The sequence below is a fragment of the Sinorhizobium sp. 22678 genome (genome assembly GCF_052044265.1).
Taxonomy (GTDB): domain Bacteria; phylum Pseudomonadota; class Alphaproteobacteria; order Rhizobiales; family Rhizobiaceae; genus Sinorhizobium; species Sinorhizobium meliloti_A.
Window position 1 is genome coordinate 1 of record NZ_JBQEMS010000027.1, and the last position, 20,305, is coordinate 20,305.

Here is a 20,305-nt window from a genome sequence, read left to right on the forward strand (position 1 = left end):
CGAATGCTCTCGCCGGAATGCATGAGCTCGAACCCCTTGTTGATGTCCTCGAGCGGCATGGTGTGGGTGATCATCGGATCGATCTCGATCTTGCCCTCCATGTACCAGTCGACGATCTTCGGCACGTCGGTGCGCCCGCGCGCGCCGCCGAAGGCGGTGCCCATCCAGGTGCGGCCGGTGACGAGCTGGAACGGCCTGGTGGCAATCTCCTGGCCGGCGCCGGCGACGCCGATGATCACCGACTTGCCCCAGCCGCGATGCGAGGCTTCGAGCGCCTGGCGCATGACCTTGGTGTTGCCGGTGCAGTCGAAGGTGTAGTCGGCGCCGCCGATCTGGTCGGCACCGCGCTTCGTCAGGTTGACGAGATAGGGCACGATGTCGTCGCCGACCTCCTTCGGATTGACGAAGTGGGTCATGCCGAACTTTTCGCCCCAGGGCTTCTTGTCGTTGTTGAGGTCGACGCCGATGATCATGTCGGCGCCGGCAAGGCGAAGCCCCTGGATGACGTTGAGCCCGATGCCGCCGAGACCGAAGACGATGGCGGTGGCGCCGATCTCGACCTTGGCGGTGTTGATCACCGCGCCGATGCCGGTGGTGACGCCGCAGCCGATATAGCAGATCTTGTCGAAGGGAGCGTCCGGATTGACCTTGGCGAGCGCGATCTCCGGCAGCACGGTGAAGTTCGAAAAGGTCGAGCAGCCCATATAGTGGTGGACCTTGTCGCCGTTGATCGAGAACCGCGAGCTGCCGTCCGGCATCAGCCCTTGCCCCTGGGTGGCGCGGATGGCGGTGCAGAGATTGGTCTTGCGGCTGAGGCAGGAGGGGCAGGAGCGGCATTCCGGCGTATAGAGCGGGATGACGTGGTCGCCCTTCTTCACCGAGGTGACGCCCGGGCCGACATCGACGACGATGCCGGCGCCCTCATGACCGAGGATCGCCGGGAACAGCCCCTCCGGATCGGCCCCCGACAGCGTGAAATCGTCGGTATGGCAGATGCCGGTCGCCTTCACCTCGACCAGCACCTCGCCGGCCCGAGGGCCTTCGAGCTGCACGGTCATGACCTCCAGCGGCTTGCCGGCTTCCAGGGCCACGGCGGCGCGTACGTCCATTTCTCTACTCCATCAAACTAAGAACAACGAGGCGGGGCGACCGTCATATCGCGCCGGTCGCCACCGGCAAGAGGAAAAATCCTATCCGATCACCGAACGTCCTGGTTCAGGCGTTCGAATTCCATCTCGAGTGCCGAAATGGCCTCGGCGGTTTGATCGTGCAGCTTCTTTACGAGATCCAGCTGCTTGCGAAGTTCGTCCCCCGAAGCATCTGCGGCGTTATCATCCGGTGCGCGTCCGATACCGGCCATCAGCCAGGCGGGCGTCACGCCAAGCACGCCGGCCAGCATGAACAGGCGATTGGCCCGTGGCTCGGCGCGATCGCGTTCCCAGGAGGAAATGGTGTCGCTGCGGACACCGAGCTTGCTGGCAAGCTCCTTCGTAGAGAGTCCCGTCGCGTCACGCGCTCTCCAGATACGACCGCCCAGCGTATCGCCGTCTCCTGTCTCACGCAGACGTGCAATCGCATTCTCGGTTGATAACAGCATGGTAGCTCCTTTCGCCTGTTGTCGTTGTCGTGTGCCGAGGCACCCTGACTGCCCGCGGTGGGGCGAAGGTGAGGGGAGCTTATAGGCTTTTCCTTGCGGATGGGGCAATGTGAAGCGGCAAAAAGACGGCTAAAAGCGGCTTTGCCGACGTTTCCCGAACGGAGCAACGTGCCGTGGGACCCTGCTATTCGTTCTCGATGCGGGTCGGGCCGAAGACCCTTTCGAAGGCCTCCCTCAGCCTTATATCGACGTCGGCCATCATGACGGGCAGACCGAGATCGACGAGGCTGGTGACACCATAGCCGCGAATGCCGCAAGGCACGATGCCCCCGAAATGCTCAAGGTCCGGATCGACGTTCAACGACAATCCGTGAAAGCTCACCCATTTGCGCAAGCGAATGCCGATTGCCGCTATCTTGTCCTCCGCCATCGTGCCGTCCATGAGCGGCGGCTTTTCCGGGCGGCGCACCCAGACGCCGACACGATCTTCACGGCGTTCGCCCTTGACGTTCATGGAATCGAGCGTGGCGATGATGACGCTCTCGAGTGCGGCGACAAATCCGCGGACGTCCTGGCGTCTGCGCTTCAAGTCGAGCATGACGTAGACCACCCGCTGCCCGGGACCGTGATAGGTGTATTCGCCGCCTCTTCCGGTGGCAAAAACCGGGAGCATATCCGGCATCACGAGGTCGGCGGCGTTGGCGCTGGTTCCCGCGGTGAACAGCGGCGGGTGCTCGACCAGCCAGACCAGCTCGTCGGCGGTGCCGTCCGCGATCGCGGCGGCTTCGCGCTCCATCGTCTCGACGGCTTCTGGATATTCCACGAGGGAAGGCGCGATGCGCCACCGCACCAGCGGTGCATCCGGCGGAGCGAACATGCTCTGGATAAGATCTTCGCGTTGCATGGGAACCTTGCGAATACTGATTTTTTCCGGCCTGTACATGGGGTCGCCGACGGCAAGAGTCCAGCGTTTCCAGTGGTTCGCGGGGAGCCGATCGAAATAGTTTTGTTTCTCGTCAAATTTCTGTCGTCACGCACTTGTGCACCCGGAATCCTTTTGCTACATGCAGCCCCGCCGACGCAATCGGCACCTACCACGATGCGGTCGTGGCGGAATTGGTAGACGCGCAGCGTTGAGGTCGCTGTGGGGCAACCCGTGGAAGTTCGAGTCTTCTCGACCGCACCATCTAAGATGAAGAAGCCCTCGTAACCAAATGGTTCCGTGGGTTTTTTTATTTTTAATCCTCTTTCACGACGTTGTTGCTGGACGCGGTAGGACGCGAGGACTATTCTCGGATTTACGGCGCAAAACAGCTCGGCGTCATGCCTCGGGCCACAGCGTCGTCCAGGTCTCTGCTCCGTGCCGATGCGGAGCGCCCGCCACGACATCGACATGGCGGTGCCCGATCACGAAATCACCGTTCTACACGATGTTGTTGATGGCTAAATTCGTGGAATCGCAAAAAAAAAGTCGGCGAATGAGCAGGGACAAGTTATGATTCGCTTGTCATGACGGATTCGCGAGAAGCGCCGGCATGATGGGGTGACAGAGCGACGAGTCTTGCGGAGTGCGCCTCATAACGTTGATGAGGCGCCGATCGGTCGGTCCCGAACTGATATGCGGATGTTCGTCGCTGGCTGCTGCTTCGGTATCCGTTTCAGTGTCGGTTACGTGAAGGAACTTTGAAGCTAGGAAAACCGTTCACCTGAAGCAGATGCCGAAAGGCAGCGAGCCCGTTTCAACCAAGCGGCCCGCCGCGGGAGAGCACGATGCAAAGGAGTGAATCTGACGTCTTCGATCTCTTTTCGGAGATTTATACGAGTGCAGCGCAAGAAGAGATAAGTCTACAGGAATATCTCCTCGCATGTCGCGATGACAAAAGCATGTACGCCACCGCTCAGGAACGAATGGTGGACGCAATTGGAGACCCGATTCTCGTCGATACCAGCGCTGACGAGCGTTTAGGTCGGATCTTCGCAAACCGAACCATCAAAATCTACCCGGCCTTCTCCGACTTCTTCGGCATGGAAGACACGATCGAGCGGATCGTCGGCTACTTCCGCTATGCCGCGCAGGGTCTCGAGGAGCGCAAGCAGATCCTTTATCTTCTGGGGCCGGTCGGCGGCGGCAAGTCTTCGCTCGCCGAAAGATTGAAGAAGCTGATGGAACTGCGACCGATCTACACCCTGATGGTCGACGGCAAGATCAGCCCGGTTTTCGAATCGCCGCTCGGCCTGTTCCATCCCGAACGGATGGCCGATCTCCTGGAAGACAAATACGGCATCGCCCGTAGGAGGCTGACAGGCCTGATTTCTCCCTGGGCCGCCAAGCGGCTGGACGAGGTCGGTGGCGACATATCCAAGTTCAGCGTCGTCAAGCTGATGCCGTCGCGCCTGCGTCAGATCGGCATCGCCAAGACCGAGCCGGGCGACGAGAACAATCAGGATGTCTCCTCGCTTGTCGGCAAGGTCGATATCCGCCAACTCGAGAACTACAGCCAGGCCGACCCGGATGCCTACTCCTACAGCGGCGGCCTGAACCGCACGACGCAGGGGCTGCTCGAATTCGTCGAAATGTTCAAGGCGCCGATCAAGGTCCTGCATCCTCTTCTGACGGCGACCCAGGAAGGCAGCTACAACGGTACGGAAAACTTCGGCGCATTCCCGTTTCAGGGCACCATTCTCGCCCACTCCAACGAATCGGAATGGCTGCAGTTCAAGAACAACCGCAACAACGAGGCGTTCCTGGACCGCATCCTGGTGGTCAAGGTGCCCTATTGCCTGCGCGTCACCGAGGAGAAGCAGATCTACGAAAAGCTTCTTCGCGAGAGCGAACTGGTCAGCAATCCCTGCGCACCCGAGGTGTTGGAGATACTGAGCCGTTTCACGGTATCCACCCGGCTCGTTCCTCACGAGAACTCGTCTCTCTACACCAAGATGCGCGTCTATGACGGCGAGAACCTCAAGGATGTCGACCCGAAGGCACGATCGGTGCAGGAGTATAGGGACGCTGCCGGCGTCGATGAAGGCATGACGGGCGTCAGCACGCGCTTTGCCTTCAAGGTCCTGTCCGAGGCCTTCAATTACGACACGAAGGAGGTCGCGGCCGATCCCGTACATCTGATGTACATCCTGGAGCAGGCCATCAAGCGCGAGCAGTTTGCGAAGGAAACGGAGGCAGCCTATCTCGACTTCATCAAGTCGGAACTCGCCACGCGTTATGCGGAATTCATCGGTCACGAGATCCAGAAGGCCTATCTCGAGTCTTACAGCGAATACGGCCAGAACCTGTTCGACCGCTATATCGCCTATGCCGATGCCTGGCTCGAGGACCAGGACTTCAAGGATCCCGATACGGGGCAGATCCTCAACCGCAAGATCCTCGACAGCGAGCTGTCTCAGATCGAAAAACCGGCGGGCATCGCCAATCCGAAGGACTTCCGCAACGAGGTGGTCAAGTTCACCTTGCGGGCGCGGGCCAAGAACCATGGCAAGAACCCGTCCTGGACGAGCTATGAAAAACTTCGCGAGGTCATCGAGAAGCGCATGTTCGGTCAGGTCGAAGACCTGTTGCCGGTCATCAGCTTCGGGTCGAAGAAGGACAGCTCCACAGAGAAGCAGCATGTCGAATTCGTACAGCGCATGAAGGAGCGTGGGTACACCGAACGGCAGGTGCGGCGTCTCGTGGACTGGTACATGCGTGTAAACAAGGCGGGTTGAGGCTGCGGATGCGGGGGTTAGCTAATGCCGAATTTCATCGACCGTCGCCTCAATCCGAAGGATAAGAGTCTCGGTAACAGGCAACGCTTCCTGAAACGGGCACGAGAGGAACTGAAGCGCACCATCAAAGAGCGGGTCAAGTCGGGCAAGATCGCGGATGTCGATGCCGAACAGAACGTGTCCATGCCCGCCCGCGGCGTCAACGAGCCGGCTTTCCAGCCGGACTCCAACAGCGGCGAGCGACGCCACGTCCTGCCGGGCAACCGGGAGTTCGCGGCGGGAGACCGTATCCCCAAAAGGGGGTCAGGTGGCGGTGCGGGCAATGCGGGAGCCGGCACCGGTCAGAGCGAAGACGAGTTTCAGTTCGTCCTTTCGCGCGAGGAGGTGCTCGATCTCTTCTTCGAGGACCTCGAACTCCCCGACATGGTAAAGCTCAATCTGAAGGAATCGGTTACCTTCAAGCGACGGCGGGCCGGCTTCAGCGCAAGCGGCTCCCCGACGAACATCAATGTCGGCCGCACCATGCGCAACAGCTACGGACGCCGCATCGCATTGCGGCGGCCGTCGCGCCGGGAAATCGAAGCGATTGCCGACGAGATCGCCGGGCTGGAGACGGAGCCGCGCGGACGCATCAAGCACCGGCAGCGCCTGGAGGAACTGCGCCAGAAGCTCGACGGTCTCGAGCGCCGGCGCCGGCGTATTCCCTATGTCGATCCCGTGGATATTCGCTTCAATCGGTTCGAGCCGCAGCCGCTGCCCAATGCGAGTGCGGTCATGTTCTGCCTCATGGATGTCTCCGCTTCGATGGGGGAGCGGGAGAAGGACCTCGCCAAGCGTTTTTTCGTGCTGCTGCACCTCTTCCTCAAGCGGCGCTACGAGCGGATCGACATCGTGTTCATCCGGCACACCGACGAGGCCGGCGAGGTCGACGAGAATACCTTCTTCTACAGCAAGCAGAGCGGCGGCACGGTCGTTTCTACCGCGCTGGAGGAGATGCTGCGCGTCATCCGGGAGCGCTATCCTGCCCATGAATGGAACATCTATGCCGCGCAGGCGTCGGACGGCGAGAATATCTCAGGCGACTCCGAACGCTGCGCTTCCCTTCTTCACGACGAACTGATGGGACTTTGCCAATACTACGCCTATGTCGAGATTATCGATGAGCGAGAGACGGAGATTTTCGGCACTACCGATAACGGGACTTCGCTCTGGCGGGCCTATCGCACCGTCGACGGCGAATGGCCGAATTTTCAGATGACCCGCATCGCGAAACCGGCGGATATCTACCCCGTCTTCCGAAAACTCTTCGGCAAGCAGCCGGAAATGCAATTGCGCAAGTGAAAAGGGACCGGGATGTCAAAGGGCGCCGCCTCAAACCTTCTGTTCCACAGTTCCGACTGGAATTTCGAGACGCTGGCGCGCACCTACGATGCCATCGAGGAGATCGCGCTCGGCGATCTCGGTCTCGACGTATACCCCAATCAGCTCGAGATCATCTCCTCCGAGCAGATGCTGGATGCCTACTCGTCGGTGGGCATGCCGCTCATGTACCAGCATTGGTCTTTCGGGAAGCGCTTCGTTTTCGAGGATCATCTCTATCGCAGGGGCCGGCGCGGCCTCGCTTACGAGCTGGTGATCAACTCCAATCCCTGCATCACCTACTTGATGGAGGAGAACACCATGGCCATGCAGGCCCTGGTGACCGCACATGCAGCCTTCGGCCACAATCATTTTTTCAAGAACAATTACCTCTTCCGGCAGTGGACCGACGCCAGCGCAATCCTCAGCTATATGGACTTCGCGAAGAAATACATCAGCAAATGCGAAGAACGGCACGGAACGACGGCGGTCGAGGCGATCCTCGACTCTGCCCATGCACTCATGGAGCAGGGCGTGTTCCGCTACAGACGGCCCCCGCGCCTGTCGACCGAAAAAGAGCAGGAGCGGATGCGCGAGAGGCTGGAATATGAAGAGCAGACCTTTAGCGACCTGTGGAGAACGCTTCCGCCCGCGGGAGAGAACAACGATCCCACGCAATTGGAACGGGAGCTCTCCGAGCGGAAAAAATCGCTGAACCTCCCGGAAGAGAACCTGCTCTATTTCCTGGAGAAGACCAGCCTCATCCTTGAGCCCTGGCAGCGGGAGATACTGCGAATCGTTCGCGTGATCGCGCAGTACTTCTATCCGCAGCGACAGACGAAGGTCATGAACGAGGGATGCGCCACTTTCGTCCACTACACCATCATGAACAGCCTTTTCGACCAGGGCAAAATAAGCGAAGGCGCGATGCTGGAGATTCTCCAGAGTCATACCAATGTCGTTTTCCAGCCGGGCTTCGACGATCCCCGCTTTCCGGGGATCAACCCCTATGCGTTGGGATTTGCCATGATGCAGGACATCGAACGCATCTGCGTCGAGCCGACGGCGGAGGATCGCGATTGGTTTCCCGAAATCGCCGGCACCGGCAATTGGCGCGAGACGCTTCTCGATGCCTGGGCGAACCACCGTGACGAGTCCTTCATCCTGCAATTCCTCAGTCCTGCGCTGATCCGCAAGTTTCGTCTGTTCCTGCTGACGGACGAGGCGGACGACAATTTCTGCGAGGTGGCATCCATCCATAACGAGCGCGGCTACGAAACGATTCGCGGCGCTCTCGCCCGCAGCTACGACATCGGAAGCAGCCAGCCGGACATCCAGGTGATGGATGTCGATTTGTTGGGCGACCGGCACCTGCGATTGCAGCACAATGTGAAGAATGGAGTGCTCCTGGAGGAGAACAGCCGCGATGCCACTCTGCGGCACGTCCGCCGTCTTTGGGGCTACGAGGTGAGCCTCGCCGGCGTCGATATGGAGAGCGGCGAGACGCTCTACGAGTGCTCGACGGAGGAGCTGTCGGACTAAGGCCGTGCGCCACTCTTCACCTCATCCCTGTGCTCGTCACAGGGATCCAGCAGCGCCGCGTCTGCGGCGCGGGAAGCGTTCTTTCAGCCCAAGGACTTGGTCTGGCTGGATTCCTGTGACGAGCACAGGAATGAGGAAAACCAAAGAAGCAGCACAGAGATACGGGAAAGGAGAGACCGGCCGAGTGTGAGCGGTGTTCGGCCGGCATACCGCCTCTCATAGTGATCTGATGCGCCTGCACTGGCCCGGCCGTCGGCTCGGCGATTATTTCTCGGTCCCGTCCGGGGAAACCTGCTGCGACTGGCCGCCGGTGCCGGTCTGTGCCGTGGGGTCCCGGTCGGTCGGGACGGGCTGTCCGGTGCCGACGCTGCCTGTCTGCTCCGGCGAGGGCGCCGGTTGGACCTGTTCGGTTTCGGTCAGGCGGTCGTTGTCGGTGCTTTCACCCCAGATTTCGACGGCGCCCCAGGCGAGGAGGGCGAGGAACAGTCCGCCGACGAGGACCCCAAGCACCGGAACGCCCGTGCGACCCTGCTTGGCTTCCTCACCGGTGAAATTCTCTCGATCCGCTCCGTGCGTTGCCGAGGCCGGATCGCCGCGTTCGTCAAGATATTTGGCCATCGCTTTGACTCCACTGGCTATCTACAGCGCCGCGCCTCAAGAGAGGCGAAAGGTCGGTGTAGCACCTTGAATTGCTGCATTTTTCGTCCTTGGACCGGCTAGGATCCGAGGATACATGCAGTAGGGAACGGAGCGGAGGCCGACAATGTTCCGTGATCAGTCGCCGGGCGGCCAGGAGTCGGCGACGCTACGGCGAACGAGCTTATATGTATGGTCGGGTTGAACCTCATAGGTCTCGAAGACCATGGTGCCCTTATGAAGGAACCGGTTCTGGATCATGGTCCCAGGGGCCGCACGGGTCTTCCGAGAGGAGGCAGTTTCTCCATAGGTGAGGCTTCCCGGAAGCGGCTCCAGGTCGGGAGGGGTTGCGGTACAGGCTGCAAGCGCAACCACGCAGAGAAGCATGAGGGCTATTTTGTTCATCAATTGTCCTTCGCCTTGCTGTTTGGAGCCGATGGCCGACCGGAAGACGGTTTACGGCAGATCGAAGGGGTGCCGCAATCATTGCGTGCCGGGAAAAGCTTCGGCTCGGTTAAATTTTTCGAACCGCTTGACGGCGCGTTCGCGCTTCAGTCTGGAAAGCCGTCGAATCCAGAAGATACCGTTGAGCTGGTCGATCTCATGCTGCAGGCAGACCGCCATCAATCCCTCGGCTTCTTCCTCGCGGGTCTCGCCGTCCAGCGTTTGAAAGCTGACGCGCACGCGCGCCGGCCGCTCCACTTCTTCCGTGACACCCGGCATCGAGACACTGCCTTCGCTGTGGCGCACCGTCTCGCTCGACTGCCAGACGATTTCCGGGTTGACGAAGCTGCGCGGTCCTATCTGCGGGTCGACTTCGATGGCGGTCAGCCGCTGCAGAATGCCGATGTGGGGCGCGGTGATGCCTATGCCGGGGGCTGCGCGCATGGTGTCGACGAGATCGTCTGATAGCTGGCGGAGAGCGCCATCGAACCGGCTGATCTGCTCGGCTGACGTCGTCAGCAGCGCACTTGGAAAGCGTATGATCGGTCGGACAGCCATGAGAAATGTCTCTGCTCGGGTGAGTGGTCGGGCCGGCGCCCGGTGGGATCGTCACATTCGTTTCATCATTTCCTATGTTTTTGCAACAGCTTGGATAAATGTTCCGAGGCGGATCGCCGATCTCGTCTCGACTGTGGACTGAGGCGGAGCTTTGCGCTAGCAGGGCAGAGGAGCCGTTCCGGCGCGGGCTCGGTCGGCGGTAATCTCTGGAGGGGGCCATGAGCAGCACCGGCGACGACGACCGCGGTTCCGACGAAATCGCTGTCCACGGCGACTCGGACATCTACGCTGAAGACGGCTCGGTACGCTCCGATTTCCTGATGCATGTCGGCGCCGCAATCGCGGATCGCGATATCATTTACCTTCGCCAGCATGTCGCCGGCCTCCATGCGTCGGAACTGGGCGACCTGATCGAGGCGATTCAGCCGGAGCAGCGTATCGCACTGGTTCTGCTGCTTGGCAAGGATTTCGACCTGGCTGCGCTGACCGAGGTCGATGAAGGAATCCGTCTCGACATTGTCGAACATCTGCCGAACGAGCAGATTGCCGAGGCGATCGGCGAGATGGATTCCGATGACGCGGTCTACATTCTCGAGGATCTCGACGAGGAGGATCAGGACGAGATCCTCGCCAAGCTTCCCTTTACCGAGCGCGTCCGCCTGCGCCGCTCGCTCGATTATCCGGAGAGCACCGCCGGGCGGCGCATGCAGACCGAGTTCGTCGCGGTGCCGCCTTTCTGGACCGTCGGCCAGACGATCGATTACATGCGCGAGGACGACGACCTTCCCGAAAGTTTCACGCAGATCTTCGTCATCGATCCGACTTTCAAGCTGCTGGGGGCAGTCGATCTGGACCGGGTGCTGCGCGCTAAGCGCTCGGTAAAGATCGATGCGATCATGCGTGACACAAGCCATTCCGTGCCGGCGGAAATGGACCAGGAGGAGGCGGCGCAACTCTTTGAACAGTATGACCTCCTCTCGGCCGCCGTCGTCGATGAAAACGGCCGGCTCGTCGGCGTGCTGACGATCGACGACGTGGTCGACGTGATCCAGGAAGAGGCGGAAGAGGATTTCCTGCGCCTGAGCGGCGTCGGCGACGAAGAACTGTCGGACTCGGTCGCGGAAGCCGCGCGCTCACGCGTTCCCTGGCTTTTCATCAACTCGATGACGGCTTGCGTTTCTGCCTCGGTCATCGGCCTGTTCGATGCGACGATCCAGCAGATCGTCGCACTTGCGGTCCTGATGCCGATCGTCGCAGGCATGGGCGGCAATGCCGGATCGCAAACCATGACCGTGACGGTGCGTGCGCTCGCAACCCGGGGGCTCGATATTCACAACGCGCCGAGAATCATCCGCCGCGAGGCGGGCGTCGGACTTTTGAACGGCGTGATCTTCGGTTCGTTCATCGGGCTTGTTGCGGGACTTTGGTTCCAGAATCCCGACCTCGGCGGCATCATCGCGACCGCGATGCTGGTCAACATGATGGCCGCCGCGCTCGCCGGCATCCTGATCCCGATTCTGCTCGAAAGATACGGTGCCGACCCGGCGGTCTCTTCCGCCGTCTTCGTGACGACCGTCACCGACATAACCGGCTTCTTCAGCTTTCTCGGCATTGCCACTTGGTGGTTCAGTATCAGCTGAGGTGCGACGCACGCGGGGGCGCCGTGTTTGACTTTTACGTCAAAGTCAACAATAGTTAAGGCGCGTCTTTGATGGAATGGCTGCGTGAACAAATATTATAGCATTACCGAGCTGACCCGGGAATTCGGCATCTCGACCCGGACACTGCGCTTCTATGAGGATGAAGGTCTGATTCATCCGGAGCGTCGTGGCCGCACGCGTCTGTTCCGCCCCGCCGACAGGCACCTAATAAAGGAGATCCTGCGTGGCCGGCGCATTGGCTTTACCATTGCCGAAATTCGCGAGATCATTCAGGTCTACAAGGATCCGCCGGGTGAGATGGGCCAGCTGCAGCTCTTGATCAAGCGCGTCGAGGAGAAGCGCGAGGACTTGCGGCAGAAGCGCAAGGACATCGAAGACACACTTAGCGAACTCGACAATGTCGAAGAGGCCTGCCTCACGCGCCTTGCCGAAATCGGCGTCGGCACCTGACGATCCCTGATTTTCTGCGTATTCGTTTCGTACGCCGATGCAGCCAGTGAAAGGCGGCTCGCATACGCGAACGCTGTCGTAGCGCCCCAAAAACTCCCCTCATTCCTGTGTGCGTCACAGGAATCCAGCCAGCCCAAGGCCCTAGGCAGACTCGTCCATCTCCGCTCAAATCCAACGGCTCGTGTGCCGGCAATATCGCTCGAACTCGAAACCGAAGCGCGACAGCAGGTGCCGCTCCTCCTTGCGGATCGCGAAAAGCGTGGTCAATCCGACCGCCGCAATTGCCATGATGAAGAACCAGGGGTTGATCGTCGCCAATCCGAGGCCGGTCATCGCCAGCGTGTAGCTGAAATAGATCGGGTTGCGGCTGAAACGAAATGGGCCGCAGGTAACGAGGCAGGTGGCGCACCGGTTCGGAAGTACGGCTGTGTGGCGGTCAAGGAGGGTTTTGACGGCCCAGAGATCGATGGTGATCGCCAGCACGACAAGGCCGTAGCCCACCAGCGAGAGGATCCAGCTGTGCTCGTGCGCCACCGGAATCGGGAAAAGGTGGCCCAGGGCCAGCGCGGTCAGAACGGCCGCGCCATAGAGCAGAGGCGGCCATGGAAACTTCAGCGGCTTGGCACGAAAGGCATTCATGTCCTAGTCCCCCGACTGTGCCTCTCCTGATTGTGCATCCATTGTGCACTGACCCGCGATTCGCGCAATGCGTTCGTCCGTGCTCACGTCGATCTTGCCCAGGTTCAGATCGTCGAACAGGTTCTGTTCCTTCAAGCCGGCGAGTGTGCAACCGCAAAAGGCGCTGCAGGAGATCGCGGAATTTTCGTTGCTGCATGCCCGTTCGCAATTCAGCAGATAGACCTGTGCCGGATCCGGCGTCGGGGCGGGAACGGCGAGAGAGAAAAGATAGACTGCCGCGATAAGCAGCGGCTGGTGGATGAGATATATCAGAAGGCTGTGACGGCCGCCAAAGGCGAGAGGCGTCATCCACGGGAGCTTCCGGGCCCCGGCGCTTCGGCTGCGCCGGGCGGAAAATAGCGGGTGGAGCAGCTTCGCGGTGCCGAGGCCGAGCAGGAAAGGGGCAACCCACGGAAGCAGAGGAACGTAGTCATTCGAGCGCGGGATCGCTTCCGAAAGGCCGACCCACCAGAGCGCCGGCATGTCGAAAAACGAGGAGCGCAGATAGAGGGGAGCCGCGAAGGCCGCGGCGGCTGCAAGAAAGGAAACGGCGGCCGGCAATTTCAGAAAAAGGAGGCCGACGAGGCTTGCCGCGGCAATGGCGTGAAGAATCCCGAAGAAGATGAACGACTGGGGGAAGGCGAACCAGGTCCCGATGCTGATCAGCGCGGCTGCGCCGGCGATCTTCGCGAAACGTATGGCGAAAGCGCGCGGACGGAGTTTCGGGAACTGGCCGAGCACGAGGCTGTAACCGGCAAGAAACAGGAAGCTGCTGGCAATCAAGCGTGCAAACATCCGCCAGCCGCCCGTCCCGGCGGTGCCGGCCGCGACATAGCCGAAGAATTCGAGGTCCCACACAAAGTGATAGAGGGCCATGGCGACGAGGGCCAGGCCGCGCAGCGCATCCAGGAGGACCATCCGGTGGGTTCCGGTCACCTCCGTGCGCATTTGCACTTCAGGGGTCGTCGTCGCGCTGTGTTCGGACATCGAAGAGTCGCTCTGCTGCTGGAGGTCTACGAGGGCGTCTCATTTCAGTCGCGTCGCGAATATGTTGAAAGGAGGGCCGCCAGTCATTCGATTGCTTACCGCAAACCGCCGACCGGGTGCAATCGCTGCAGCCTATGGCGCATTCTCGATCAGCGCGGCGCGCGCTTCGGAGAAGAACTGCCGGCGCGCGAGGACGAAGATGACGAGGGCGGTAAGCACCATGAACACATAGGGGCTGATGAACCAGCCGAGATAGCCGATCGACAGGAAGATCGCCCGGAGCCCCGCATTGAAGTGCTTGGCCGCAAGTATGTTCATGCGGATCGCACGCTCCGCGGCGCGCTCGGCCGCCTTCTGGTCGCGTTGCATGTCCGCCGTCATCGGTATGCCGCCCATCAGGATCGAGCAATAGTTGAACAGCCGGTATGACCAACCGAACTTGAAGAAGGAATAGCCGAAGAGGCAGGTCAGTCCGCCGACTTTCAGTTCGAAGGCGGTCCGCCCGCTTCGGAATATCTGCGGAAGGTCGCTGAAGATCATCTGCACTTGGTCTGTCGCGCCGAGCAATGCGAAACAACCGCCGAGCGCGAAGATCGTCGTCGAGGCGAAGAAAGCGGTACCGGCCTGCAGCCCGGCGATGATTTGCGTGTCGATCATCTTGAGATCGCGATTGAGCGAATTGCGGATCCAGCGCGCCCTGTGCTCGTTCATCAAACGCGTCAGGCTGACGCGGTCGAAGCCGCGCCCCCCGTCGGAAGCCCAGCTGAAGCCGGCCCAGAGGAGCACGAAGATGACGAGCGCGAGGTAATCTTCAGAGGTCATAGCGGTGTTTTGGCACGGCCATCCGAAAATGCAAGATGGACGCATGCCGGCCTGTCTTAAGATTCACGGCGAAATCGAGGCGACAGCACCGAGCGGGCGCGCCGGGGATTCCACCGCTTGCACACGGCTTTGTGTCCGCGTCCAAGCTGTCCCGCATCGCTTTGACACTATTTCGCCATATTTCACCATTGCGCGTTAACAGATTCTTCGCTATTGGACGGCCACACGACTTAATGGTTACCGAGCTTCGGTATTCGGAGACATCATGGACAAAACAGTAGAGAAGTCGTGCTGGGGCGTGACGGTTCGCGCCGTGGCGGGTTTCGGGGGCGTTCTCGTTCTCGCCTATCTCTTCGGCGGCTTCTGAAGACAGATTGAAATGTCAGGCGTTGCAGTTCACGGGCTGCAACGCTTTTTTTTGACCGCTCTCGATCGCCGATCACATGCGCTGTTCTTCAGTGGCATGTCGCACCAACAGAATCCGATGTCGGTCGGTCGCCTGACGGGTCGGCATAGGATCGCTTAGGGTTCGATCCTATATTAGGAACGATCGACACCGCCCGAGCAGGAAAACGGTCGGCTTCGGTCCTATCATCGACGCAAATGTGGAGCTCATCGGCTGCAACGTTGCGCCAGGCTCTGGGCAGGCAATTCATGTTTCTTTCCGTCTTCGACGTTTTCAAGATCGGTATCGGTCCATCGAGCTCACACACGATGGGGCCGATGTCGGCCGCCAACAGGTTTCTCGATCTCATCCTGTCGGATGAATGGCCGCGACCGTCTCACGCGGCTGTCGGCGCCATTAAGGTAAGTCTCCATGGGTCGCTGGCGCATACAGGCATCGGCCATGGAACGGGCAGGGCGGTCATTCTCGGCCTGATGGGCGAGCGGCCGGATCTCGTCGAGCCGGACAGGATGGACGGGATCATCGAGCAGGTGGAGCGTACGGGCCGCATCACCCCGCCGGGCCATCCGGGCTATATATTCCAGCCGAAAACCGATCTGGTCTTCGACAAGAAGACGCCGCTGCCGGGCCATGCCAACGGCATGTCCTTCTCCGCCTTCGACCGGGACGGGCGGCTGCTTCTGAAACGCATCTACTATTCGATCGGCGGCGGCTTCGTGGTGACCGATACGGAACTGGACGCGATGAGGGCCCAGAAGAACAAGCCCGCCGGCGTAAAGGTGCCCTATCCCTTTGCCACGGCTCAGCAGATGCTCGACATGGCCGCGCGCTCCGGGCTGACGATCGCCCAGATGAAGCGCGCGAACGAGGAATGCAGCATGTCGAGGGACGAGCTCGACGCCGGGCTCGACCGCATCTGGACGGCGATGAGCAGTTGCATCGACCGCGGCCTCAGCCAGGACGGCATCATGCCGGGCGGTCTGAAGGTGCGCCGGCGCGCCCGGGCGATCCACGACAAGCTGCAGGAGGAATGGCGCTCCAACAAGACCAATCCTCTCCTCGCAAATGATTGGTTGAGCGTCTATGCGATGGCGATCAATGAGGAGAATGCTGCCGGCGGCCGGGTGGTGACTTCGCCGACCAACGGCGCGGCCGGCGTCGTTCCGGCGACGATCCGCTACTATCTGCATTTCCACGACGATGCCGATCAGGAAGGCATCCGGGATTACCTGCTGACCGCAGCGGCGATCGGCGGTATCATCAAGCACAACGCCTCGATTTCGGGCGCGGAGGTGGGCTGTCAGGGCGAAGTCGGATCGGCGTCGGCGATGGCCGCGGCGGGTCTTGCTGCCGTCATGGGCGGAACGCCCGAGCAGATCGAGAATGCGGCCGAGATCGCGCTCGAGCACCATCTCGGCATGACCTGCGATCCGGTCGCAGGTCTCGTTCAGGTGCCGTGCATCGAACGCAATGCCCTCGGCGCCGTCAAGGCGGTTACGGCCGCCTCGCTGGCACTCAAGGGTGACGGCAAGCATTTCGTGCCGCTCGACGCCTGTATCGAGACGATGCGCCAGACCGGCGCGGACATGAACGAGAAGTACAAGGAAACATCGACCGGGGGTCTCGCGGTCAACGTGGTCGAGTGCTGAGCGATAAGTCTGAAGCCGATGGGGCTGTGGACGAATATGCCCGGACGGCTTGACCGCAGCCGTCGGCCGGGTGTTCAAGATTTGCCATGGCTTTGCATCTCATCAAACTCTGCGTCGGTGCCGAATCGATCGAGGACCTGCGCGAATGGGTAGCGCGCAGGGCCCTGGCGGCGATCGCAGCCGGGCAGCAGCCGCACTCCTTCCACACGACCCGGATGGTCCCGAAGCGGGCGGAAGAGCTTCTCGCCGGCGGTTCGCTCTATTGGGTGATCAAGGGTTACGTTCAGGCGCGACAGCCGCTGATCGGCATCGAGACCTTCACCGACGGCGAGGGCATCGGCCGCTGCAATCTCCTGCTCGGCCCGGAAGTCATGGAGACGGAAACACAGCCGCGTCGGGCTTTTCAGGGCTGGCGCTACCTCGAGGAGAAGGAAGCCCCGCGCGATCTTGCCTCGCTCGCCGATGGCGGTGAGATGCCGCTCGAATTGCGGCGTGAACTTGCCGAACTCGGGCTGTTATAGGCGGGGGCGGGAAGAGGCGCTTGCTAACCGCTACGCGCTTCTCCTGGGTGCTTTAAGGCGCGTGGAGATTCGGGATAGGATACCCGCCGCTTGCTTGAACCGATCCCTGTGCTCGTCACAGGGATCCAGCCGACCAAGTCCTTGGGCTGAAAGAACGCCTCTCGCGCCCCAGACGCGGCGCTGCTCTCATCACTGTGACACGCACAGACACGAGGGGGAAGCTGGCCTTCGTTGTTTATTGCAGGCGCATTCTGAGAGGGTGACTACGATCCGGTGCCGCGACATGCAGATGGATGTCGGCCCGAGGCTGGGTCGAACGCCAAGCGCGCGCGCCGTGTGTAAGGAGCATACCCACCAGGTCGCGCGTCTTTGCCTTGGACCGGTTCAGACCGATGTCGGCGATGCGCATGGCCGCCTCATGCAATGGATGCAGCCGGATGCGCGAAGACCTTGCTTTCCGGTCGGAAATCAGGCTGTCGCCGGGGACGTTCTCGTTCATTGCCATGCTGACCTCGTTACGCTGTACTAATCCGAGGAGGACAGCCGGAAAACGTCCGGCTGCCGCTGCAGCGCCGCGCGTCTCAGCCGCGCAAAGGTCGCTGTAGCACTTTGGTTGCCGCATGCTTTGTCCTTGGATCGGATTGGATCAAAGGAAACATGCAGTAGATGGCGTCTCTTACTGCTGGCTCGCCCAGCAAGCGAAGCCCTTCTTCTTCAATGTCCTGCATGCGTTGACGGCCTTGTCCTGGTCGTCGAAGCCGCCGAAGCGTGCGCGGTAGAGCTGAGCTCCGCCATTGCTGAAGGCGACCGTGAAGGGGGTGGCGTTACGCAGTGCCTTGCCGCCCTTTTCCTTGGCATTGTCGAGCAGCGTCATGGCCTGCGTCTTGTCGGGCGTGGCGCCGATCTGGATGACCCAGCCCTGCATGCCGACATTGGCTTCGGTGCGCGCTTCGGCCGCGGCAGGTGCTGTTTCAGCGGTGGCGACCGAATTGGTGATTTGCGTATCGACGTCGCCAGCGGCTTCCGGCTCCTGGGCAAGTCTGGCGCTCTGTGAATCGAGCGTGTTCGGCGCAATCTTGGCTGCAAGCACGGGATTGTCCGATGCCGCTTTCGTCGATGCATAGGCCATTGCGACGCTGCCGGCGCTTTCGCCTGTGTAGCGGAAATCCGGGACCGGGCCGGTATTCGGCAGGTCCATCGCTGCCGACGCGACAGCCGCGGCGGTTGCCGGCCGAACTTCGGCTTCGGCTACCGTCGTCACGGGTTCGGCCGGAACCTCGGCGATCAGATTGCCGCTGCCGCGGCGCGATGCGGAAGGCATGTATTTCGCGACGAGCTTGCGCATCTGCGCATCGCGGGCGCCACCGGACGTGCCGCCCATGACGACCGCCACGATGCTGCGCCCGTCGAGCTGGGCCGAGGTCACGAGATTGAAACCGGATGCGCGTGTATAGCCGGTCTTGATACCGTCTACTCCGCGGACGTTGCCGAGCAACCGGTTGTGGTTGCCGATCGTCTGCTTCCCGAAACGGAAGCTGCGCGTGGAGAAATAGTCGTAATACTGCGGAAAATGCTGCCGGAGCGCGATACCGAGGCGGGCCTGGTCGCGGGCGGTCGTCCGTTGTTCGGAATTGGGCAGGCCATGGGCGTTGCGATAGGTGGTGCGCGTCATGCCGAGCGCGCGGGCCTTGTTGGTCATCATCCGGGCGAAGCGCTGCTCCGAACCGCCCAGGAGCTCGCCAAGCGCCGTTGCCGCATCATTGGCGGAGCGCGTCACCAGCGACAGGATCGCCTGCTCGACGGTGATCGATCGGCCGGCGCGCACACCGAGCTTCGACGGCGGCTCTGCCGACGCCTTTTTGGAAAAGGGAACAGGGGTGCTTTTGCTGATCCGTCCGGCTTCAAGCGCCTCGAACGTCAGATACAGCGTCATCATCTTCGTCAGCGAAGCCGGGTAGCGTAATTGATCAGCGTCTTCGCCGTAAAGAACCTTGCCGGTTTTCGCGTCTACGACGATGCCGGCATACTTGGAATTCGCGAAGGCGGGCGCCGAAAAGGTCAGCACGGCGATCAGGCCGGCAAGAAAAATCCGCCCCACAACTTCTGAAAAGACGCCGAACGGGCGTTTCGCGAGATCAAAAAAAACGGATTGAGACACTGTATTGCTCTTCATTCACATATCAGGGGTGCCGTCCGGACGCCGTCTCCGGATACGACCTTTCCCGAGACAGTATCGGGATAGCGTTACCAATCGGTTTATGATGAACGATTGGTTGCCCGCCACCGGTCGTTTTGTTCAGGATCGACACCTTCAGCCCGCACTAGATCATGATGTCTTGGTAGGCTCGGCCGGAAACTCCGTGCGTACTCCCCCATCCCGTTCTAGCCGGCGCATTGGCTGCATCACGACTCTTCGTCAAAATCACGGCACGAGATGTGTGCTGATGTAAGTTTCTATCGAATCTTCGATGGTACGCCACTGCGGCAGCAACCTGCTGGAGAAACGGTAAAGAACGATGAGGTCCTTGCCCATGTGAACGTCGCGCTGGCAATCGGCGCTGGTCGATGCCGCGGGGTTCTCGGGAAGCACGCAGCGCAGCACATAGGCAGGGCGCCCGTCCCTCTCGGCGGTGAAGAAGACTTCGCCGGCATAGCTGGAATCCGGCTTTGCGTCGTACCTAGTGAGGCCCTCGGGGCCGGCCTGCGGCGCGTGCTGCAGGACATGGCGGTAGACGGGGGCGAGACGCCCCGACATGTCGCGAGACATCGTACTTTGCGCGACCTGCAGGAAGATCAGATTTTCCGGCCGGCTGACATCGTCGAACAATGGCCGCGTCTCCTCGCTGTAGCCTTCGAGCCCCGGCCAGGTGAGATAGAGATCCACGCGCTCGACGATGCTCGTGTTGCGTTGGTTTTCGAAGCGAATGACATTCGCGGGCAGGCGCAAATGGTCCTGGCCGATAAAGATGTCGTAGGTTTCGCGGCTCGCAGTGTGGCCGGCCTGGGCGAGATGTCGACCGAACCAGCGCCCGGAAAAGGAGAGGGCGATCGTCAGCGCAAGGAGGATCACGACGGCTGCGGCAACTGTGTATACGGAGCGGGATGAAAGGAGCGGCAGGAGTTCCGGTTCGGGAATGTGGGGCGGGTTCATGGCTGCGCCGTAGGATACCTGATCAGGGGCGCGTTCTATCCACTCGAAGGCCAATGGACCTCGCCGCGCGGAACTCGCTCGCGGCCAAGGCTCGTCCAACTTGGTTAATTTTGGGTGAAGCGTG

The 20,305-nt window shown here is 60.9% G+C and carries 19 protein-coding genes and 1 tRNA gene; 8 read left to right on the plus strand and 12 right to left on the minus strand.

What is annotated here, in order from left to right; translation table 11 throughout:
• From ACTJKL_RS27285 to lipB, 3 genes are all read right to left on the minus strand, one after another.
• The coding region (locus ACTJKL_RS27285) for an S-(hydroxymethyl)glutathione dehydrogenase/class III alcohol dehydrogenase (RefSeq protein ID WP_440854298.1) at positions 1 to 1,109 on the minus strand (1,109 nt) is incomplete at its 3' end.
• Between the two features lie 89 nt (positions 1,110 to 1,198).
• Complete coding sequence (locus tag ACTJKL_RS27290) at positions 1,199 to 1,597, minus strand: helix-turn-helix domain-containing protein (RefSeq protein WP_018097856.1); 399 nt, start codon at positions 1,595 to 1,597, stop codon at positions 1,199 to 1,201.
• Between the two features lie 184 nt (positions 1,598 to 1,781).
• Positions 1,782 to 2,540 (minus strand): lipoyl(octanoyl) transferase LipB, encoded by a 759-nt coding sequence (gene lipB / locus ACTJKL_RS27295; RefSeq protein WP_440854299.1) that lies wholly within the window; start codon positions 2,538 to 2,540, stop codon positions 1,782 to 1,784.
• A gap of 158 nt (positions 2,541 to 2,698) precedes the next feature.
• On the opposite strand from lipB, the gene ACTJKL_RS27300 reads away from it, so the two are divergent.
• The 4 genes from ACTJKL_RS27300 to ACTJKL_RS27315 all read left to right on the plus strand — a co-directional run bounded on the left by ACTJKL_RS27300 (position 2,699) and on the right by ACTJKL_RS27315 (position 8,218).
• Positions 2,699 to 2,783: transfer RNA gene (locus tag ACTJKL_RS27300), tRNA-Leu, on the plus strand.
• A gap of 584 nt (positions 2,784 to 3,367) precedes the next feature.
• Positions 3,368 to 5,317: a PrkA family serine protein kinase gene (locus ACTJKL_RS27305; protein ID WP_018097854.1), complete on the plus strand. Its 1,950-nt coding sequence runs from the start codon at positions 3,368 to 3,370 to the stop codon at positions 5,315 to 5,317.
• Positions 5,318 to 5,341: 24 nt separating this feature from the next.
• Positions 5,342 to 6,658, plus strand: coding sequence for a YeaH/YhbH family protein (locus tag ACTJKL_RS27310; protein WP_018097853.1), 1,317 nt, complete (start codon positions 5,342 to 5,344; stop codon positions 6,656 to 6,658).
• 12 nt (positions 6,659 to 6,670) lie between these two features.
• Positions 6,671 to 8,218: a SpoVR family protein gene (locus ACTJKL_RS27315; RefSeq protein ID WP_100673974.1), complete on the plus strand. Its 1,548-nt coding sequence runs from the start codon at positions 6,671 to 6,673 to the stop codon at positions 8,216 to 8,218.
• A 264-nt stretch (positions 8,219 to 8,482) separates the two neighbouring features.
• Here ACTJKL_RS27315 and ACTJKL_RS27320 read toward each other — a convergent pair whose 3' ends face one another.
• From ACTJKL_RS27320 to ACTJKL_RS27330, 3 genes are all read right to left on the minus strand, one after another.
• The gene (locus ACTJKL_RS27320) at positions 8,483 to 8,836 is read right to left on the minus strand and encodes a hypothetical protein (RefSeq protein WP_324763276.1); all 354 of its coding nucleotides are present in this window, start codon (positions 8,834 to 8,836) and stop codon (positions 8,483 to 8,485) included.
• 156 nt (positions 8,837 to 8,992) lie between these two features.
• Positions 8,993 to 9,259, minus strand: a complete 267-nt coding sequence (locus ACTJKL_RS27325; RefSeq protein ID WP_275600019.1) for a hypothetical protein — start codon at positions 9,257 to 9,259, stop codon at positions 8,993 to 8,995.
• A gap of 78 nt (positions 9,260 to 9,337) precedes the next feature.
• A complete protein-coding gene (locus tag ACTJKL_RS27330) occupies positions 9,338 to 9,856 on the minus strand; it encodes a peptide deformylase (RefSeq protein WP_100673971.1) in 519 nt (172 codons plus the stop codon).
• A gap of 218 nt (positions 9,857 to 10,074) precedes the next feature.
• On the opposite strand from ACTJKL_RS27330, the gene mgtE reads away from it, so the two are divergent.
• Together mgtE and ACTJKL_RS27340 are read left to right on the plus strand one after the other, a co-directional pair.
• Complete coding sequence (gene mgtE, locus ACTJKL_RS27335) at positions 10,075 to 11,496, plus strand: magnesium transporter (RefSeq protein ID WP_100673970.1); 1,422 nt, start codon at positions 10,075 to 10,077, stop codon at positions 11,494 to 11,496.
• Positions 11,497 to 11,580: 84 nt separating this feature from the next.
• The gene (locus ACTJKL_RS27340) at positions 11,581 to 11,967 is read left to right on the plus strand and encodes a MerR family transcriptional regulator (RefSeq protein ID WP_003536722.1); all 387 of its coding nucleotides are present in this window, start codon (positions 11,581 to 11,583) and stop codon (positions 11,965 to 11,967) included.
• Positions 11,968 to 12,132: 165 nt separating this feature from the next.
• Here ACTJKL_RS27340 and ACTJKL_RS27345 read toward each other — a convergent pair whose 3' ends face one another.
• The 3 genes from ACTJKL_RS27345 to ACTJKL_RS27355 form a co-directional block, all read right to left on the minus strand.
• The gene (locus tag ACTJKL_RS27345; protein ID WP_275598061.1) at positions 12,133 to 12,606 is read right to left on the minus strand and encodes a methyltransferase family protein; all 474 of its coding nucleotides are present in this window, start codon (positions 12,604 to 12,606) and stop codon (positions 12,133 to 12,135) included.
• A 3-nt stretch (positions 12,607 to 12,609) separates the two neighbouring features.
• The gene (locus tag ACTJKL_RS27350; protein ID WP_440854300.1) at positions 12,610 to 13,632 is read right to left on the minus strand and encodes a heparan-alpha-glucosaminide N-acetyltransferase; all 1,023 of its coding nucleotides are present in this window, start codon (positions 13,630 to 13,632) and stop codon (positions 12,610 to 12,612) included.
• Between the two features lie 132 nt (positions 13,633 to 13,764).
• Positions 13,765 to 14,499, minus strand: a complete 735-nt coding sequence (locus ACTJKL_RS27355) for a DUF599 domain-containing protein (protein ID WP_198516849.1) — start codon at positions 14,497 to 14,499, stop codon at positions 13,765 to 13,767.
• Between the two features lie 609 nt (positions 14,500 to 15,108).
• Here ACTJKL_RS27355 and ACTJKL_RS27360 point away from each other — a divergent pair.
• On the plus strand, positions 15,109 to 16,509 hold the full coding sequence (locus ACTJKL_RS27360; protein WP_018097846.1) for an L-serine ammonia-lyase: 1,401 nt from the start codon (positions 15,109 to 15,111) through the stop codon (positions 16,507 to 16,509).
• An 86-nt stretch (positions 16,510 to 16,595) separates the two neighbouring features.
• Entirely contained in the window at positions 16,596 to 17,030 is a 435-nt protein-coding gene (locus ACTJKL_RS27365) for a DUF1489 family protein (protein ID WP_324763281.1), read from the plus strand.
• A gap of 235 nt (positions 17,031 to 17,265) precedes the next feature.
• Here the strand turns inward: ACTJKL_RS27365 and ACTJKL_RS27370 are convergent, their stop codons facing one another.
• From ACTJKL_RS27370 to ACTJKL_RS27380, 3 genes are all read right to left on the minus strand, one after another.
• Positions 17,266 to 17,535 (minus strand): hypothetical protein, encoded by a 270-nt coding sequence (locus ACTJKL_RS27370; protein ID WP_440854301.1) that lies wholly within the window; start codon positions 17,533 to 17,535, stop codon positions 17,266 to 17,268.
• A gap of 171 nt (positions 17,536 to 17,706) precedes the next feature.
• Positions 17,707 to 19,203, minus strand: a complete 1,497-nt coding sequence (locus tag ACTJKL_RS27375) for an SPOR domain-containing protein (protein WP_440854302.1) — start codon at positions 19,201 to 19,203, stop codon at positions 17,707 to 17,709.
• Positions 19,204 to 19,452: 249 nt separating this feature from the next.
• Positions 19,453 to 20,181: a hypothetical protein gene (locus tag ACTJKL_RS27380; protein WP_100673962.1), complete on the minus strand. Its 729-nt coding sequence runs from the start codon at positions 20,179 to 20,181 to the stop codon at positions 19,453 to 19,455.
• Positions 20,182 to 20,305: the final 124 nt, after the last annotated feature.

Excerpts from the sequence above, each read along its gene's own strand:
- ACTJKL_RS27290 (WP_018097856.1), bottom strand. The coding sequence starts at position 1,597 with ATGCTGTTATCAACCGAGAATGCGATTGCACGTCTGCGTGAGACAGGA.
- lipB (WP_440854299.1), bottom strand. The coding sequence starts at position 2,540 with ATGTACAGGCCGGAAAAAATCAGTATTCGCAAGGTTCCCATGCAACGC.
- ACTJKL_RS27305 (WP_018097854.1), top strand. The coding sequence starts at position 3,368 with ATGCAAAGGAGTGAATCTGACGTCTTCGATCTCTTTTCGGAGATTTAT.
- ACTJKL_RS27310 (WP_018097853.1), top strand. The coding sequence starts at position 5,342 with ATGCCGAATTTCATCGACCGTCGCCTCAATCCGAAGGATAAGAGTCTC.
- ACTJKL_RS27315 (WP_100673974.1), top strand. The coding sequence starts at position 6,671 with ATGTCAAAGGGCGCCGCCTCAAACCTTCTGTTCCACAGTTCCGACTGG.
- ACTJKL_RS27320 (WP_324763276.1), bottom strand. The coding sequence starts at position 8,836 with ATGGCCAAATATCTTGACGAACGCGGCGATCCGGCCTCGGCAACGCAC.
- ACTJKL_RS27325 (WP_275600019.1), bottom strand. The coding sequence starts at position 9,259 with ATGAACAAAATAGCCCTCATGCTTCTCTGCGTGGTTGCGCTTGCAGCC.
- ACTJKL_RS27330 (WP_100673971.1), bottom strand. The coding sequence starts at position 9,856 with ATGGCTGTCCGACCGATCATACGCTTTCCAAGTGCGCTGCTGACGACG.
- mgtE (WP_100673970.1), top strand. The coding sequence starts at position 10,075 with ATGAGCAGCACCGGCGACGACGACCGCGGTTCCGACGAAATCGCTGTC.
- ACTJKL_RS27345 (WP_275598061.1), bottom strand. The coding sequence starts at position 12,606 with ATGAATGCCTTTCGTGCCAAGCCGCTGAAGTTTCCATGGCCGCCTCTG.
- ACTJKL_RS27350 (WP_440854300.1), bottom strand. The coding sequence starts at position 13,632 with ATGTCCGAACACAGCGCGACGACGACCCCTGAAGTGCAAATGCGCACG.
- ACTJKL_RS27355 (WP_198516849.1), bottom strand. The coding sequence starts at position 14,499 with ATGCGTCCATCTTGCATTTTCGGATGGCCGTGCCAAAACACCGCTATG.
- ACTJKL_RS27360 (WP_018097846.1), top strand. The coding sequence starts at position 15,109 with ATGTTTCTTTCCGTCTTCGACGTTTTCAAGATCGGTATCGGTCCATCG.
- ACTJKL_RS27365 (WP_324763281.1), top strand. The coding sequence starts at position 16,596 with ATGGCTTTGCATCTCATCAAACTCTGCGTCGGTGCCGAATCGATCGAG.
- ACTJKL_RS27370 (WP_440854301.1), bottom strand. The coding sequence starts at position 17,535 with ATGGCAATGAACGAGAACGTCCCCGGCGACAGCCTGATTTCCGACCGG.
- ACTJKL_RS27375 (WP_440854302.1), bottom strand. The coding sequence starts at position 19,203 with ATGAAGAGCAATACAGTGTCTCAATCCGTTTTTTTTGATCTCGCGAAA.
- ACTJKL_RS27380 (WP_100673962.1), bottom strand. The coding sequence starts at position 20,181 with ATGAACCCGCCCCACATTCCCGAACCGGAACTCCTGCCGCTCCTTTCA.